The 15906-nt window shown below is 38.1% G+C and carries 17 protein-coding genes; 3 read left to right on the forward strand and 14 right to left on the reverse strand.

Going from position 1 to position 15906, the window contains the following annotated elements; all coding sequences use genetic code 11:
* Positions 1 to 41: 41 nt before the first annotated feature.
* The 3 genes from ATS75_RS02845 to ATS75_RS02855 are packed head-to-tail and all read right to left on the reverse strand — an operon-like array spanning position 42 to position 4509.
* Positions 42 to 365: a DUF3240 family protein gene (locus ATS75_RS02845; RefSeq protein ID WP_058558902.1), complete on the reverse strand. Its 324-nt coding sequence runs from the start codon at positions 363 to 365 to the stop codon at positions 42 to 44.
* The gene (locus tag ATS75_RS02850; protein ID WP_058558903.1) at positions 358 to 3432 is read right to left on the reverse strand and encodes an efflux RND transporter permease subunit; all 3075 of its coding nucleotides are present in this window, start codon (positions 3430 to 3432) and stop codon (positions 358 to 360) included. Before ATS75_RS02850 ends, ATS75_RS02845 begins: the two co-directional genes overlap by 8 nt.
* Entirely contained in the window at positions 3433 to 4509 is a 1077-nt protein-coding gene (locus tag ATS75_RS02855) for a hypothetical protein (RefSeq protein ID WP_058558904.1), read from the reverse strand.
* A 158-nt stretch (positions 4510 to 4667) separates the two neighbouring features.
* On the opposite strand from ATS75_RS02855, the gene ATS75_RS02860 reads away from it, so the two are divergent.
* The gene (locus ATS75_RS02860; protein WP_058558905.1) at positions 4668 to 5201 is read left to right on the forward strand and encodes a helix-turn-helix transcriptional regulator; all 534 of its coding nucleotides are present in this window, start codon (positions 4668 to 4670) and stop codon (positions 5199 to 5201) included.
* A gap of 282 nt (positions 5202 to 5483) precedes the next feature.
* Here the strand turns inward: ATS75_RS02860 and ATS75_RS02865 are convergent, their stop codons facing one another.
* The 7 genes from ATS75_RS02865 to ATS75_RS02895 all read right to left on the reverse strand — a co-directional run bounded on the left by ATS75_RS02865 (position 5484) and on the right by ATS75_RS02895 (position 10817).
* Positions 5484 to 5669, reverse strand: a complete 186-nt coding sequence (locus ATS75_RS02865) for a hypothetical protein (RefSeq protein ID WP_235591110.1) — start codon at positions 5667 to 5669, stop codon at positions 5484 to 5486.
* Between the two features lie 236 nt (positions 5670 to 5905).
* Positions 5906 to 6796, reverse strand: coding sequence for an alpha/beta fold hydrolase (locus ATS75_RS02870; protein ID WP_058558907.1), 891 nt, complete (start codon positions 6794 to 6796; stop codon positions 5906 to 5908).
* Positions 6797 to 6849: 53 nt separating this feature from the next.
* Positions 6850 to 7302, reverse strand: a complete 453-nt coding sequence (locus ATS75_RS02875) for a hypothetical protein (protein ID WP_058558908.1) — start codon at positions 7300 to 7302, stop codon at positions 6850 to 6852.
* Positions 7303 to 7413: 111 nt separating this feature from the next.
* Complete coding sequence (locus tag ATS75_RS02880; protein ID WP_058558909.1) at positions 7414 to 7737, reverse strand: 50S ribosome-binding protein YggL; 324 nt, start codon at positions 7735 to 7737, stop codon at positions 7414 to 7416.
* Between the two features lie 110 nt (positions 7738 to 7847).
* Entirely contained in the window at positions 7848 to 8771 is a 924-nt protein-coding gene (locus ATS75_RS02885) for an alpha/beta fold hydrolase (protein ID WP_235591111.1), read from the reverse strand.
* Between the two features lie 283 nt (positions 8772 to 9054).
* Positions 9055 to 9498 carry a DUF6010 family protein gene (locus ATS75_RS02890; RefSeq protein WP_058558911.1) on the reverse strand — a complete coding sequence of 148 codons (444 nt, stop codon included), beginning with the start codon at positions 9496 to 9498 and terminating at the stop codon, positions 9055 to 9057.
* 425 nt (positions 9499 to 9923) lie between these two features.
* On the reverse strand, positions 9924 to 10817 hold the full coding sequence (locus ATS75_RS02895; protein ID WP_058558912.1) for a response regulator: 894 nt from the start codon (positions 10815 to 10817) through the stop codon (positions 9924 to 9926).
* Between the two features lie 97 nt (positions 10818 to 10914).
* On the opposite strand from ATS75_RS02895, the gene ATS75_RS02900 reads away from it, so the two are divergent.
* Complete coding sequence (locus ATS75_RS02900) at positions 10915 to 11715, forward strand: hypothetical protein (protein WP_058558913.1); 801 nt, start codon at positions 10915 to 10917, stop codon at positions 11713 to 11715.
* A gap of 1056 nt (positions 11716 to 12771) precedes the next feature.
* On the opposite strand, the gene ATS75_RS02910 is transcribed toward ATS75_RS02900, so the two are convergent.
* The 4 genes from ATS75_RS02910 to ATS75_RS02925 form a co-directional block, all read right to left on the reverse strand.
* The gene (locus ATS75_RS02910) at positions 12772 to 13206 is read right to left on the reverse strand and encodes a TraR/DksA family transcriptional regulator (protein WP_058558915.1); all 435 of its coding nucleotides are present in this window, start codon (positions 13204 to 13206) and stop codon (positions 12772 to 12774) included.
* Positions 13207 to 13595: 389 nt separating this feature from the next.
* A complete protein-coding gene (locus tag ATS75_RS02915) occupies positions 13596 to 13928 on the reverse strand; it encodes a gamma-glutamylcyclotransferase family protein (RefSeq protein WP_058558916.1) in 333 nt (110 codons plus the stop codon).
* Between the two features lie 60 nt (positions 13929 to 13988).
* Positions 13989 to 14393 (reverse strand): hypothetical protein, encoded by a 405-nt coding sequence (locus ATS75_RS02920; RefSeq protein WP_058558917.1) that lies wholly within the window; start codon positions 14391 to 14393, stop codon positions 13989 to 13991.
* Between the two features lie 113 nt (positions 14394 to 14506).
* The gene (locus ATS75_RS02925; RefSeq protein ID WP_058558918.1) at positions 14507 to 15019 is read right to left on the reverse strand and encodes a hypothetical protein; all 513 of its coding nucleotides are present in this window, start codon (positions 15017 to 15019) and stop codon (positions 14507 to 14509) included.
* Between the two features lie 504 nt (positions 15020 to 15523).
* On the opposite strand from ATS75_RS02925, the gene ATS75_RS02930 reads away from it, so the two are divergent.
* Positions 15524 to 15906: IS110 family transposase (locus ATS75_RS02930; protein WP_152996178.1), on the forward strand; the 383-nt coding region annotated here is incomplete at its 3' end.

Genomic DNA, 15906 nt, shown 5'->3' on the forward strand with positions numbered 1-15906 from the left:
TAAGAAAACATACTATTTTGAAGCCTGTGAAAGAGTGTTTATTATTTGAAATCCATGTTTAAACCAAGATGCCCACTTTCAATGACAGGCGTAACCCAATATTTTAATTTGATGTACTTAAACACAGGAGTTAATGCTGTTTTTATTGTTTGTAGCTGCGTTACTAATATATGCACCTCCAACTGATACAAACTGCGATACCCTTCTACCTGTTCGGCAATATCATATTCACTGTGCGCTTTGCTATAGCCTTCAATCTTTTTTAAATTAAAGCCGCTAATACAATCTAAGCTAATTAATGCATCAACCACTTCATCTTTTATGTTTGTGGGCACATTAAGGGTAAAAAGTAACTGCTCAGCCATGTTTTTTCTCCAACCAGCCATAAAATATTGGTAATAAATAAAGTGTTGTAATTGTTGACGTAATTAATCCGCCAATAACCACAATGGCTAATGGCTTTTGTATTTCAGCGCCGGGGCCAGTGGCAAATACGAGAGGTAGTAAACCAAACATCGCGGTTGTAGCTGTCATTAAAACGGGGCGAAGACGCCTATTTGCTCCCTCTAAAATACGTTGCGTTACAGTCGCAGAAAATATTTTCATTTGCTCAAAGTAACTGATCATTACAATTGCGTTCAATACCGCTACACCGAGTAAAGCAACAAACCCAACAGAAGCTGGCACCGATAGGTATTCATTACTAATATACAAAGCAATAACACCACCCATTAATGCAAACGGAATATTGGCAATTATCAGGGTTGATTTAGAGATTGATTTAAACGTGGTAAATAAAATAATGAAAATCAATACTAATGCCACAGGAATGAGCACTAATAAATTTTGTGTTGCACGTTGCTGGTTCTCAAATTCGCCACCAAACGATAAGGTAAAGCCAGTGGGTAACTTTATGCTGCTCTTAATTTTTGCTTCCAGCTCATTGACATAACTAACCACATCTCGGTTATCAACATTAACGCTTACAGAAGCAAAACGCTTTGCTTTTTCTCGCTCTATTAACAACGGGCCCGTTTCAAAGTTAATAGTCGCGACCTGTTCAAGTGGTAATAAGCGATTATCAGGCATTAATACGAGCTTTTGCTTTAATGCACTCATTGACGATAACTCAAAGTGCGCAGCGCTTTCGCCTTTTTGTGTATTGAACACAATAGGAATAACACGATTACCCTCTTGCAGTGACGATATTTGCAAGCCTTCTAATTGCGACTTTAAATAATTACTTAACCCTTCAGTGGTTAAACCGAACTGACTAGCAACCTCAGGGACAAGCTTAATATTTACATACTTTCCGCCTTCAATAAGCGCCATTTGCACATCACTTGCACCATCAATCTTATTAGCAAGTACTGTGATTTTTTCTGCTAATGAGGCAAGTGCCGCAATGTCATTACCAAATACTTTAATGGAAATATCACCGGTACCACCTGTCAACATTTCTGATACTCGCATTTGTATTGGCTGAGTAAACCCAACATTAACTCCAGGAAATAGCGCGAGTGTTGTACGAATATCTTCTATTAGCAGTGCTTTTGAGTCAAAACGCCAAGTGTCCTTTGGCGCTAACTCCATAAATACATCGGTTTCGTTTAGCCCCATAGGATCAAGCCCAAGCTCATCAGAGCCGGTACGAGCAACAATTTGTAAGATCTCTGGTGTGTTTTTTAACAGCGTGGCTTCAATTTGCTTATCTATATCCAGCGACGCTTGCAAGGAAATACTAGGGGATTTTTCCAATTGCACAATAATGTCGCCTTCATCTAACACTGGCATAAAGCTTTTACCTAACCCTTGAAATAATATACCACTGATCACTAAAACAGTTAGTGATACCACACTAATAGCCACCGGCTTTTTAATTGCTTGGGCAAGTGTTTTAGTATAAAAACCTTGTAATTGCGTGACTATTTTAGGCTGAGTTATGGGTTCATTTTTTAATAACAACGAGGCTAAAATTGGAATTATTGTTAACGACAACAACAAAGCACTTAGCATGGCAAACACGATAGTTAACGCCACTGGGGTAAATAACTTACCTTCTAGCCCTGTTAACATTAATAGTGGTGAAAACACGATAATTATAATGAGTGTACCTGAAAACACTGGCGCTGCGACTTCTTTACATGCACGATAAATAACATGCAGTCGAGGGAGATGCTGATTGTTAGCCAGCCGATTTACTATATTTTCAACAATAACCACCGATGAGTCCACCAGCATACCAATGGCAATGACTAACCCCCCTAAACTCATTAAATTTGCTGATAAATCAAACTGCTTCATCATTATAAACGTCAACAATGCCGACATAGGTAAAGACAAAGACACCACTAATGATGAACGTATGTCCCCTAAAAATAAGGCCAGTAGTACTATAACTAAAATGATAGCTTGGCCGAGCGCAGTAGTGATCGTACTAATTGCGGTATTAATTAAATTAGAGCGATCGTAAAACACATTTATTTTTGTACCTGGAGGTAATGAAGCCTCAATAGCGCTAAGTTTATCTTTTACATCTTCAACAACTTGCGCTGTATTACTATTTTTAAGCGCAATAATAAGCCCTTGCACCGCCTCTTCACTGTTTTTAGTGACTGCACCATAACGTGTTAAACTGCCCACTTGCACTGTGGCAATATCACTTAAACGGATGACCTTATTTTGAGTGGATCTAACCACGGTATCTTCAATGGCGCTAATATCTACATATTTGCCCTCAGTACGCAAAATTAAGGTGTCGTTGCCTTTTTCTAACCGACCTATCCCCCCGTTTTGATTCGTTTGTGTGATTGCAAACTTCATCTCATTAAAGCTAACTTGATGCTGTTGCATCGATAGCGTATCGGGACGTATTTCATAGGTTTTTGAAAAGCCGCCAAGACTATTCACATCCGCAACGCCGGTTACAGTGCGCAATAATGGACGAATTTGCCAATCTAAAAGCGCTCTTCTTTCACTCAGTGATAAGTGACTACTCTCTATGGTAAACATAAAAACTTCACTTAAGGGCGTGCTCATAGGCGCCATACCGCCACTAATATTACTAGGCAAGGTGGGCAAAATACTTACTAAACGCTCATTGACTTGCTGACGCGCCCAATAGATGTCGGTGCCCTCTTCAAAATCAATGGTAATATCGGTAATAGAATACTTAGTGGTAGAGCGCAGCATTTGCTGTGACGGAATACCCAGTAATTCAGTTTCAATCACCCGTGTTACTTGCGATTCTATCTCAAGGGCGCTCATACCAGGTAATTTGTATACTATTTTAACTTGAGTAGGCGATATTTCTGGGAAAGCATCCACCGGAATACTTAACCAAGATCGAGCGCCAATCGCCATAGCGACGATAACAAAAATACTAACAAATAAACGCTGGGTCAGTGAAAACTTAATAAGCTGGTTTAGCATTTACTCTCTCCCTAAGTGAAGCAACATGCCTTGTAGCGCACTAACTGAGCTTATTAGTGCTGGTTGACCAGCTAGGTTTTTATTAGCAGTAAACACGTAATCTTGACCATGCGTACCTTTAAGCTCAACAGGCTGAAATTCAAGCTTATCGCCAGACTTTAAAGCTATGTAATTTGTATTTTCAAACTCAAACACCGCTGACTTTGCTATTTTAAAACCCGCTAAATTATTTACTGGTGTAACGTTCAAGGTTTGCCCTAATATCAGCTTGCACTTATTTGAGCTTGGCGACGCCCACACAGTTTGATGATATTTGTCTGCAATACCCTCATAGCTCTCAATATTTAAAGTGCAATTTTGTGACAATTTGAAATGCGATAACGTATCAACAAATGCAAGCGGGACTTCAATTTTAACGCGAATACTATTTAAACCGATAATGTCAAACGCGGTATCGCCCATAACACGGGTACCCGGCGCATTGGTCAGTTTTAAAATACCCTTTTTTGGGCTCACCAATGTCACATTTTCATTGCTATCAATGTTTAAAAATGCAATTTGATGTTGCATATGTTCAAGATTTAGCTTTGCATCAAAATAGTTTTTAGTTATTTCAACCCATTCAGTGCTTCTAATTATTTTGTTTTTTAGATGTTGTTGGTTTATATCATAATGGCTTTTTGTAATCGCGAGCATGTCTTTTGCTGATTGATAAGCATCTAAAAAATGATGAACGTCACTGCCTTCAACATGTGCTATCGTGGCCCCTTTTTCTACTAAGCTGCCGTTAGCATAAAAATAATTTACCTGTTGCACATCAAATGCAAATGGCACAGTGTAGTTTTCCAAAGGCTTGAAGTTAACGTCACCAATTAAGCTTTGCCCAACTATAAACTGCGTTTTTTTTATCGATGCAAATTCAACATCAAAACCATTTAATGATGCCTGTGAAACTGGTGCTAAGCGCTGCATAGCAAGCACAGGATTACACAGCATTGAATACGCACAACAAAATAAAAATAACCTGGATAGATCACGTAAGAAATGACGCACTTTATTTGTAAAATTTAACAGCATTAGTTTGTTCACATTGAATTAATTTTATAAAATTCACCATGGCCGTATTATGGTGTTAAATCATCAGGCAAACGTCTGAGCGTACCTAAAAACACCTAAATTTACCGCATAGTACATTTGTCCATTGCATTCATAACACACTGATAATAGAGGTTTTAATGAGAGATAAGCTGATCGCCATCACATTACTAATAATAATGGTGCTGAATTTTTTTGATGTGTTAGTTGATATTAACCTAGGGGTGCCGCTATGGCATATCTTGTCTGAAGCCTTAATTGTGGCCATATCAGCAACAGGCGCTATTTTTCTTATTAAAGATATACGAGCACGTACAGCCAATATTACATCACTTAAGCACCAACTCACTAACTCAAAAAATGAAATTAAAAACATATCACAAGCAATGAAAGAGGCACGTCACCAGTACAGTGGCGTAATTCAAACACAATTTTCACAGTGGACGTTGACACGCAGTGAACAAGAAGTCGCTATGTTATTATTGAAAGGCTTAAGTTTTAAAGAAATCAGCGCCGTGAGGAATACAAAAGAAAAAACCGTGCGCCAACAAGCCTCCGATATTTACAGTAAGGCTGATGTAGAAGGCCGACACGAATTTGCTGCCTGGTTTTTAGAAGACTTCATGCAACAAGGACACTACCCACAAGCAGGCTCAAGCCTTAATGAGTTATAAAAGTACAAAACCGTTTGTTTATATTGAGCCACTTTATCTTTCTGTATTGTCGTCGCAACAACGTGTTTGGTTTAATGACAAAGCAGTCTTTAGATAGGCGGTTTTTTACATCGATGGTGAAAAAAGAGGCGTAAAGCGCAAACCGCGTTCCCTTATATAGCCTTTTTATGGTCTCGTTATTAGTAAACTTGCGATATTTTATTACGTTTTGTGTTTTCATTTAGCCAATAGTAAATTTCATCAGTGATGCTAAAGTAAAAACTCAGTGACATGGCTGTTGCTCTAACCGACTTGTATTACTTTAGGGTGTTTTTCCGTTGAAAATTCATGATAAATATCATCCAGATAAGTGGCGAGTTCAGCAGGCTTTAAATCCGCAGGAATGACCACATCATAAACACGCGAGCGAATTCCGGTATCAGATTCATTAAAAAGCTGCCATGCTTGTTCTTTTTTTAAAACTGACATCTGTTTACCAAAAACATTAAACTTAATAAGCACAACTACAGCCCCTGAAACCTAAAAATGACGTTTAACCATGTTAGGCGAATACGTTATTAAAATCATCCGTTTTTTAAAGGAAAAAAAGCGTCAGTCAAACGTATATGCTCTTTAAAAATGAACAAAAAACTCAATGACTACCACACTTTAAAAAGGGAATGCACGTCACAGTGAGTCTGTAAACGCTTGTATAAAATGAGTTTTCATCTCAAAAAATCCAATGCATGCTGTGTAACACGTTTGGGGTGTTCTAGTTGCGGGTAATGGCCAACGCCTTCTAATGCAATAACGTCTGGGCAACTGATGAGTTCATTGTATCGCGCCACCATATGACGACCCGAGACAGGATCTTCCATACCACAAATCAAGCGAACAGGAATATCTGTTTGTTGTAAAGCGCCAACCCAGCGGCCCCGCCATTGCTCTCGCTCTGTGATGTAGTGTATCAATTTAGCCATCACAGGTTTGCCCTGTTTATAGTTAATTAAAGACCATAACTCTTGCAATTCTTTCTCATTCAGAGGGATTGCACAAATATAATCAAAATTAAGTTTGAAACGTTTGAAACTAGCCAACCGAGAAACAAAGAAGCCAAGGGGGCTCAGCAGCAATTTTTGTAATAAAACAGGTTTGTGTGTTTCACTAAATAACCCACCATTGAGCAAACATAATCGTTCAATTTTGAGCGCATTCTTTTCATTCAAACAACAACGAGCAAGTAACTCTTGCGCTACCGTATCACCGTAATCATGGCTCAAAACCTGCACACTGCTTACTTTAAATAACCGCATAAAATGGGTTAATAAATCAGCTTGGGTCGCAATTTGATAGTGTATATCACGTGGTTTATCACTAAAGCCAAAACCCAGCATATCTAATGTAAATACTTTAAAATGCTTAATTAATTCTGGCCATTGATTGTGCCAATCCCAACTGGCTGAGGGGTAACCATGAATAAGCAATAAACATGGGCCGTCTTCTTTACCTTGCACATGATATGAAATGTGATGGCCTTTAAATTCAAACGTTGACCTGTTTTCATACCATGCTGCAAGTGAGTCTGTGATATTGACGGTATTATTAAGCACATTCATACACTTTCCCTATTATGCATTATCACTTAAATACATACTCAATTAACCGCTAACTATGAACCCGGCGTTAATGACTTAGTAGCCATTTTCACTATCTCCGGCATAAACAAAACAGCCTTTTCAAGAGGATAAACCGCAATGATACGGTGTTCTCCATGATACGTTTTTCCGGTAATAACAAACTCATCACCAATTTCATCAGGCCAATAGTTCTTCATGTTAGGACCATTAACTCCACACCACCAAGATTGCTCAGCGTCCATGTACGGCAGAGATTCACCTTTAATTAACTCGGTAACTTTAAACACATACCCATTATCATTTTTGAAAAAATCAGGAGTACCTATAATCCTATAAGTTCTAACGACCTCTCCAATAAAAACAAAATCAGCATAGTTAACAGTCACCAAAAATTTATTCTGTGCTGAGTGCCCCTCTAAATAATCCTGACTACATGCAAATGCATTCAAATTTACAAAAATTAAAAAGGCCAAAATATATTTCATGGGTTTAAATGCGCCAAATTAGCGTCCCCTTTAAGCTTTAACAAGGCCACTATCAGAACAAACCTCACCACCGCGAAATGCCAACTATCCACTGAATGTGAATACAAGACATTATACGTTAGCGTCGACAAGTTCACCCACGTGTACTTTCAGACATGCAGGCTGAACTGACAACCAGTGTTCTATTTTTGCTTTTTGTTCTTCGCTTACTGAGCCATATCGGTCGTTAGACGTAATAAACCCATCGAAACTGTCTGAACTGATTCCTGCACCAACAACTAAATGATGAGATTCAATAAAATCTAAAAAATTATCTAAAAGCCCATCATAACTATCCGTTGAAGTTGAGAGAGTGCATGAAAATGTAAAGCCAAAAACTGCAAATTCATTTTTATGTAGCTTTTTCCTGAGCCTACGGCTTCTCTTTTTTGTCATAATTTCCTTTGTACATATTGCCCCGTAATCGAGGTAGTGTGTTTAGCTAAAATGAATGAAGAACGAACATTTACCAACGGTTAGTTACCCGATATATACGTGCAAACACGTTAAGGCGCTGATGCAAAAGTTAAAAAATACCCTGCTGTTTCTTCAGGCCTCTCTAACATGGGTAAATGCCCAACACGGTCCATAATAGTAACCTGTGCTTGAGGGAGAATATGCTTTAATACTTTCGCACCAGATAAATGTAAGACGCGATCGTTATCGCCCCATGTGATTAACACAGGTCCTTTATAGTATTTTAAAACAGTATCAAGTGGTGAATCAAACTGAGCTTCTCTATTTTTTATATTATGAATTTGCTCATAAATTTTTGTATTTAGATTTATTCTTTGCTCAGCTTTAGCTGCTAAATATTTAACGATAGGTGCTGGGATAAATGGGCGTTCAACAAATAAAAAATCAAGTAATTGACTGAATTCTAACTCTGTTCTAGGTAAGATCATTGGATTCTGACCATTTCTTACTGCTGAAAACATCTCACTTTCATCTGAACCACCCACACCTAATGGACTTATCAGCCAAAGGTTTATTACGCGCTCAGGGTATTGAGCAGAAAAATTACCAGCAATATACCCACCCATTGAACTGCCCGCTAAATTAAATACTTTAATGTTGAGAGTGTCTAGAATTGTCTTAAGCCTAGAAACTTGTGAAAACACATCATAATCAAGATCAATAGTATCTGTACTGTTCCCAAATCCAGGTAAATCTATTGCGATCACATCAAAGTGCTCCGTAAGATACCCTGATACTCTAGCCCAGTTATCTTTGTCAGCACCAAAACCATGAAGTAAAACCAATGGAGGCCCCTTTCCTCCGCGAAGATACTCAATATTCAGATCACCCGCTTCAAGGTTATACAACTTTAACCCTGAAAGACTTCTTTCAACATTCACGGTGAATTGAAATAATGTTGATATCGGCGTAATCACATACAGAAATGAAAAGAGCAAAACCGTACTAACCAAAATAAAGCACACCCTTTTTATCATTTTTATGTCTCCGCTTTTATGCTTATGATTAAACCATAACCGAGTTCCTAGTTTGGTTCAACGAATAGCCGTGTTGTTAAAATAGGATCTGTTTTAATGGGTATTGAATATACGCATTAAGGCATTAGGCACTTGCCTTCATGAATTTAGCGTTTTCTCAACTTAGCCGTATTAGGTAAATTCAATATAGGTAATATTGCCGCGTGATTTTTTAAACGTAAGGGACAATGCCGTTACAATTTATAGTTAGAAGCAGCAACTAATGCTTAATATTTGCGTCATGGTGCATTGCTATGTCACGAAGTTTAAATGCTAAATTCATTAAATATAAGCCAATAATAATATCAATTACACCGCAAAACTCAGGCCACCAAACTGGTGTCCCCGCATTAATAAATAACATATGATGAATAATATCGTAAATGCCATGCAATAAATAACCAAGGGCTAACAGGTTGAATTTATAAAAATTGGTCAATCTCAATGATAAAATCGCAATACCAAAAAAGACTAAGCCGCTCATCAACTCTAACGGTATTACTGCATAATCATTTACGTAAACAGCAAACGCAAAATAATAGAGTGGAAATGTTATAAGCAAAAATGCATAGGTGAATTTACTACTTTCTAATCTCGATTTTTTAAAGTGTCCGATTAAAAAAATTGATACGACGATCCCAATGGTAAAGGCAGGTATATTCATGGCTTTCTGACGAGCTTATAGATTCACTCATTTAAATTTTTTTATTGATAGTTCACCATAACCGAGTTCTTATTTTGGTTCAATCAGTTATACCAATCCGCTTAATTAAGTTACCTATTTTGAGGGTAGAATAACGTGTTGATAGCTAGGCAAAAAATTCCTATTTAGTTGTTCTAAATGAGAGTTTATTAACGCAGGTAGCGGTACGTTTAGTCCCGCAAAATGATTAAGTCTTATTGCTGATTGGTATTACTGCTATGTTACCTAGACTAACAATGAGGAATAGTCCATGCGTACTGGCGTTTGCAATCGTATTGCAAATGTTTGAGTAGCAATATGTAGGTAAAAAGGACCTCCCCTCAGCAACATATTTAAATTTGCAGCGTTTCTACTAAATTAAAGGTGTGTTACGCCTAAATAGAGCTTTAAATACCAACCAACATAATTTTACCTTGTGCCATCCCCTCTATCTGGCAACTAAAGTCAATTCGCTTTTCTGCTGGTGTTTTATACAGCAAAGTGAGTTTACGAAAAGGCGAAGTAATCACTTTAACCGTTTTTATTTGTAAACTGATTCGCGTGCGTTTATCTAAAAAGGCAAAAGCAGTTTCTGACAGCGCTTTTTTACATGCAGATAATGCTTCATTTGTTACAACGCCCGATAATATGGAGTTACAGATCTCTTCAGCAGTCAAAGAGCTATATCCGCTAGCCAATACACAGGCAGCATAAATATCAAGTATGGCAATAGCCCGTACTTTTTGGCTCTTAGGATCTTCATAAACGGCCATAACACAAGGTACCTTAGACTCATCGAATTCCTGCGGTTGGATTGTGTTTACAATTAAAGACTCGCTGATGTGTTTATGAAACAATCGCTCTAATTGCGAAAGCTTTGGTAAAGCTAAATCACTATTTAATTCAATGTCATCAGGGATGACTTCGTTATTCTCTACAAGCTGCACTAAAGGCAATAATTTATCGTGCAGTTGTGCGTCAGTGAAAGGTTTTGACAACACAAAGGTTGCGCCAACGCTGATAGCTTCTTCAATTTGAGACTTTTCATCAACAGTAGTCAGCATCGCCACGATGATATTAAGTTGTCTTTGTTTAATAGCACGCAATAGCATGACCCCAGACATATCAGGCATATGCCAATCTGTAAGTACAATATCTGGATGCCAACTGCCAATAATCGTTAACGCTGATTTAGCATTATGGGCTTTTTGTATTAATAACTTTCGATAGCCAAACTTCTCCAAGCCTCGACGAACTATTTCGAGTGTTGCTAGGCTATCGTCAACGATAAGTATTTTCACATACGTTACTTTTTTGAAAATGTTGTTGTTATTATGGCATATTTTTTTGATAGCGCTAAACTCTAGTTAGCTACATTTAATTTAAGATAAATTAACAATGCCGTATACTTTTCTTCCCGCTGAGGTTTATCAATATATTGCTATCAATTTTGGGCTACTCATCTTAGCGGCTTGGTTTTATATTCTTTTGTTGATACTAAGAGAATTTAGAACATTTGCGCTGAGCATGGTTAAAAACAGAGGCGGTATTGATGATGCTACGCTCGCTATGTGTAGAGAGTCGGTTGATAATGCAATGAACTATGTCAACGATAATCGAAAGACTATCGCTGAGTTAGTTAATTTACAAATGCTGTTACAGCAACAATTATCCGAGGTTACTTCGTCAACCAAGGACCACGTTACCGAAAAAGAGCAACAGCTCATTGATGAACTCAATATTAAACTAAAACGCTCGCATCAGTTAATACGTAAACTCAAGGGCGACTTTGATAAGAGTGTCGAAAGGTTAAAAGTGACCCGCCAGAAACTGTATGCACAATACGATGCTGTAACAGAGCTTCAAGAAGAAAAAGAGCAGTTAAAAGCAGACTATGAAGCACTTAAGAGTGCAAACGAGAACAATCAAAAATCACTGAACGAGGATGCATATTCTAAGCAAGATCAAACTAGGCTACTCAATACGTTACAGGAATACAAAAGACAAATTTCAGAGCAAGACCAATTGCTACAGCAACTCCAATTACAAACTGATGGGCCGGGAAATAGCGAAGAGTTAGACAAACTAAAGCAAGAACTAGACAAAGCTCAGTATGCCCTTAAACACCTTACAAAAGAAAAAAAATTCATTGAAGGACGCTACATAGAAATGATGAAAAGCACCCAAAAACCAAGTTAGCCACTTAGTTCACTTTAATGCATTTATCTACATTAGCAGCGAGAAAAAATCACGTGTATTTAAAGTACCGTAGCAGTCATTATTAGCTCCTGAAAAACGGATTAAAAAGATGCCTATCGCCTCAATCAAAAATTAAAAACCCGTTTTCAAGATAAATTTTTATAGCATGGACTAACTCTCTGTGCGTTACTCATTTTGTACAAAAGCCTATTATTGGCAACAAGAAGCAAAGGGAAAGCCTAATAATACCATCATCAGAACGCTTGCAATTTAGTGGATACAAATCCTATTTAGGTGCTGAAAAACACACATGACCTACAATAAATAAACTTACTTTATACCGTTCAAAAGAAAGTGGTCACCGCTGTTACGTGATTACTACACCGATTTTTTTGCATAATTTAAAATATAAAGAACCAAAATCCCGAAAAACAAATAGAGAAAAGAAAGCTCGATATAACCATCTTTCCAATGATATTGCCTCCCTTCAGGAGAATACAAATTAAATGCAAGCCCAGAGAGTAAAAATATTACCTGTGATACCTTAAACTTCAATAGAAAAATTTTTGATAAATAAAAAGTGATTAACGCGCAGGCTAGACCTAAGCCAGTAAAGTGAAACCTCATTATAGCAATATAATCATCATTAACCCATGAACCAAATCTAGGTAAATAAGTTGCATACCCATAATTCATCAACAATTGGGCTGACGTTAGAGATACGATGAATAAAATAAAAACCTTTAATTTACAGAAAGACGACATAGTCACCTAACGAGCCTGAAGAGTAACTCGTTTTAAACTTATTTATATTGAAGAATCAACCATAGCCGAGTTCCTCTTTTGGTTCAAACGGTTACTATGACTTACCGCCAAATACCAAAAAGGATTTGCAGGTATTTTCAACACAAAGAAAGCTGAGACTATATAACCACATAGTTTAGTATCCCTCCAAAAAAGTAGCCACGCCCCATTCGGATGCTATTTTGTCACGGTAACTGAATTTAAATTACATACACACCTTAAGGTGGGTCTCTGTTTTATTTTTTCATTCAACTAGCTGCTTTGATACATATGCTCTTTCTTTTCCATCATTGCCTTAACATCAGCACTGAACTCGGCTGTAGGCCTTGCCAACAAACGTCTTACGCCTATCGGTTCACCCGACTCAAGGCAATAACCATAAGTTTCAATGCGAATTCGTTCAAGCGCTTGCTTAATCTTTGGCAACAAGCGCTGTTCGCGCTCAACGATACGAATTAACATGCCGCACTGCTCTTCCCATGTTGCTTTGTCGCTTAAATCGGTTATCTCAGGCGGGCTAAGCATTTGCTCTTTTGCTTCACGAATATGTTCGCGAGTAGTATCGTGTAACGCAATTAGCCTTTGTTTGAAAAACGCTAATTGCCCTTCATTCATATACTCTTCTTCAGGCGCATCAATAATCCATTGTTCAAATTTCTCTTTAGATATTAATTTTTTAGATTCCATTGCACTCACCACGACTCAAATTAATATGTTATACTATAACAATTAATTGTAATATCAAGGAATACTAATTAAGAAAATTACAAATCCGTTTTAAAGGCAAATTTTTTTTGAATGGGCATAACCCACTGTACATTACTCATTCTAAGTAAAAGCCTATTATCGGCAGCAAGAAGCCAAAGGAAAACCTCATAATACCATCATCAGAGCGCTAGCATTTTAGTGATACGGATCCTATTTAGGTGCTGGAAAACACACACGCACTACGATGAATCAACTTCCCTGCGGCATTGAAATGTAGAAGTTCACCGCTGTTAAAGTTTGCGGTGGAAAGTGGGTTTTAGTGCTTATTACCAACCTCTGGGAGTGTTGCTAGCTGCCGTTAAACACATCTATTCTTGACGCAATGTATATATATTGGCGTCTATAGCGCGCCCGTTGTCTAATACTACTTTTGCTATAACTCGCTGGTAAGCTTCTCCCTCAAATTCATCAAGGCTAGCCCAATGCTCTGCCAGATGTTGAGAGGTAAATACAAAACCTTCAACCTCTTTACCAGACTCATTCAATTCAATGCCAGGAAACCCCATCTCTGCACCCCAACCTTTATCTTTCAGGATCCCTCTTACAGATGCAATTTCCCATGTACCACCAATATCACTAAGTATGTGTTCATTCGGACGGCCAAGGCCTAGAGTTCCATATACAAATAGTTTTTCGCTCATCGAGTTTCCTTAGACTGCTAACTAAAATAAAATGGACAGCCACTTTAATTGTTAGATGTTCTATTTACGATTAACTTCACTTTTTACTTTTTGATTTAATTCCATAAAGTCTTTTACTAATGAGTCGCAAATTTTTCGTTTAGCAGCACACTTTACTTGGGTTGTTATTCCAACCTGTCCATCCTTTTCAACAACGGCACGACGAACAACGGATGGGTATGACGGGTGATCTTTAGGAGCAAAAGACCAAAGGGCTTTGTTAGTATTATCATTGACTATAACCCAACCTTCAGACTCACTGATTTCAGCTTGAGGATCTAACTTCAGCGCTTCTAGAGCTTCCAAAACAGTGTTGTAGCCAAATACTTGTCCCTGCTTTCCTTTATAACCTAACTTTGAGTCAGTTTCAGTCGCAAATGAAAAACTCGAAAAACTTAATAGAATTAAAAATAATACTCGATGCATACACAATCCTTCTTGAACATCTAACGCTTCCGCCATGCGCTTCATGCAGCTGGCGGAATTTTTGTTGTTTTTCAAAAATTATGACAGCTCATGCTGTCGCTTGGGCGGACTGGTTATGCGTATCGCGCACAGTCCCTCCAAAAATCTCTATCTTGCTCAGTGATATAATCACCCCACCCATCTCGTTGCTCAAATCTGGAAAACTTAAAAGGTGTAAGCACAGGAAATTCTGTTAACTTTGAAGCAAGAAGCCCTCTTTCCAGGTGATCCATAGCCACACTGTCCTCGGCTGCACCCCAAAAACTTTCCCAGAGAATTAGTGTCGCAGTTTCAGCGATAGGTCTAAAACGCTCTTCACTTAAACCTACCGAACTCAATAAATCTATCAGCTCGGTCGATGCTTCATCACCGAGGCCAAAGTCAACGAGATAGGGACGACTGCTCTGCCAAGGATCGAAAAGACTGGGATCATCAATTAATGGCCACTGCCATAAGTGCTCGAAGTATTTATCGAGCTCGGCACCACGAAGATTATGCATTTCACAGTACCTTTTGAATACAAGTAAGGCGATTGCAGCTCGAGCTGTTAACGACAGTTTTTTACACTCTTTAAGATAATCGTTCATTTAACCTCGAACGCATAACGAGACTGTAGAATAACTCCAACAGCCAAATTAAATTAAAAAACGAGCTCCTGTAATTAACTCTAAGCGCTTTTAAAGCATTAGGTAATGCATTTGGAACCCATAAAACAGGCTGGTTTTCTTTAAAAAGAGTAATTCTACAGCCTCAACGCCCTAATAATGGGCAAAAAATTGTTGGCTAAAATGTTGAGGAACGAAAACAGCCAACTGTTTTTTGTCCTTATTAATTAGCTTGTATGGATAATACACCCATCTAAATTACTAATTATTACCGAGTTCGGGTAAAGTGAGACCCAAGCTTTGGCTGCAACCAAAGCCTTTCCTTGTCGTAGTTCGATTGATTGCTGGCTCCTCTGTTGAGAGACCGATAACAAGAATGAACGCGACAAAGAACTCCAAGCATGACACTCGAATAGTCTACTGGGTCTCGAACCCGCATTATGCAAGCAAGAGTTAGCTTATATGAAAATATAAACAAATCAAAACATTAATGTTGGCGTTGATACTGGTAAATTCCAACTCGATATCTATATCCGCCCACTCGATATTTATTTCACTGTGCCAAACGATGAAAAAGGGATTAAAGAAGCGGTTAAAACTATCAAAAAATATACACCTGAACGCGTGATTGTTGAGGCTACGGGTAGACTTGAAGCACCCTTTATTATGGCATGTGCAAAAGCAAACTTGCCATTTGTAGTCGCCAACCCTATTCATATAAAACGCTTTGCAGGCGCTATTGGTCAACGAGCCAAAACAGACAAGCTAGATGCCAAACTAATCGCGCATTTTGGTGAAGCGATTAAACCTAAGTTATCTACGTTAAAGCCTGAAATTATGCAGGATATGAGTGATTTGGTTGCCAGAAG

Origin of the sequence: Pseudoalteromonas sp. H105 (assembly GCF_001469215.1) — a bacterium.
GTDB lineage: Bacteria > Pseudomonadota > Gammaproteobacteria > Enterobacterales > Alteromonadaceae > Pseudoalteromonas.

Excerpts from the sequence above, each read along its gene's own strand:
- ATS75_RS02920 (WP_058558917.1), bottom strand. The coding sequence starts at position 14,393 with ATGCATCGAGTATTATTTTTAATTCTATTAAGTTTTTCGAGTTTTTCA.
- ATS75_RS02850 (WP_058558903.1), bottom strand. The coding sequence starts at position 3,432 with ATGCTAAACCAGCTTATTAAGTTTTCACTGACCCAGCGTTTATTTGTT.
- ATS75_RS02915 (WP_058558916.1), bottom strand. The coding sequence starts at position 13,928 with ATGAGCGAAAAACTATTTGTATATGGAACTCTAGGCCTTGGCCGTCCG.
- ATS75_RS02875 (WP_058558908.1), bottom strand. The coding sequence starts at position 7,302 with ATGAAATATATTTTGGCCTTTTTAATTTTTGTAAATTTGAATGCATTT.
- ATS75_RS02860 (WP_058558905.1), top strand. The coding sequence starts at position 4,668 with ATGAGAGATAAGCTGATCGCCATCACATTACTAATAATAATGGTGCTG.
- ATS75_RS02855 (WP_058558904.1), bottom strand. The coding sequence starts at position 4,509 with ATGCTGTTAAATTTTACAAATAAAGTGCGTCATTTCTTACGTGATCTA.
- ATS75_RS02870 (WP_058558907.1), bottom strand. The coding sequence starts at position 6,796 with ATGAATGTGCTTAATAATACCGTCAATATCACAGACTCACTTGCAGCA.
- ATS75_RS02880 (WP_058558909.1), bottom strand. The coding sequence starts at position 7,737 with ATGACAAAAAAGAGAAGCCGTAGGCTCAGGAAAAAGCTACATAAAAAT.
- ATS75_RS02865 (WP_235591110.1), bottom strand. The coding sequence starts at position 5,669 with ATGTCAGTTTTAAAAAAAGAACAAGCATGGCAGCTTTTTAATGAATCT.
- ATS75_RS02900 (WP_058558913.1), top strand. The coding sequence starts at position 10,915 with ATGCCGTATACTTTTCTTCCCGCTGAGGTTTATCAATATATTGCTATC.
- ATS75_RS02925 (WP_058558918.1), bottom strand. The coding sequence starts at position 15,019 with ATGAACGATTATCTTAAAGAGTGTAAAAAACTGTCGTTAACAGCTCGA.
- ATS75_RS02890 (WP_058558911.1), bottom strand. The coding sequence starts at position 9,498 with ATGAATATACCTGCCTTTACCATTGGGATCGTCGTATCAATTTTTTTA.
- ATS75_RS02845 (WP_058558902.1), bottom strand. The coding sequence starts at position 365 with ATGGCTGAGCAGTTACTTTTTACCCTTAATGTGCCCACAAACATAAAA.
- ATS75_RS02910 (WP_058558915.1), bottom strand. The coding sequence starts at position 13,206 with ATGGAATCTAAAAAATTAATATCTAAAGAGAAATTTGAACAATGGATT.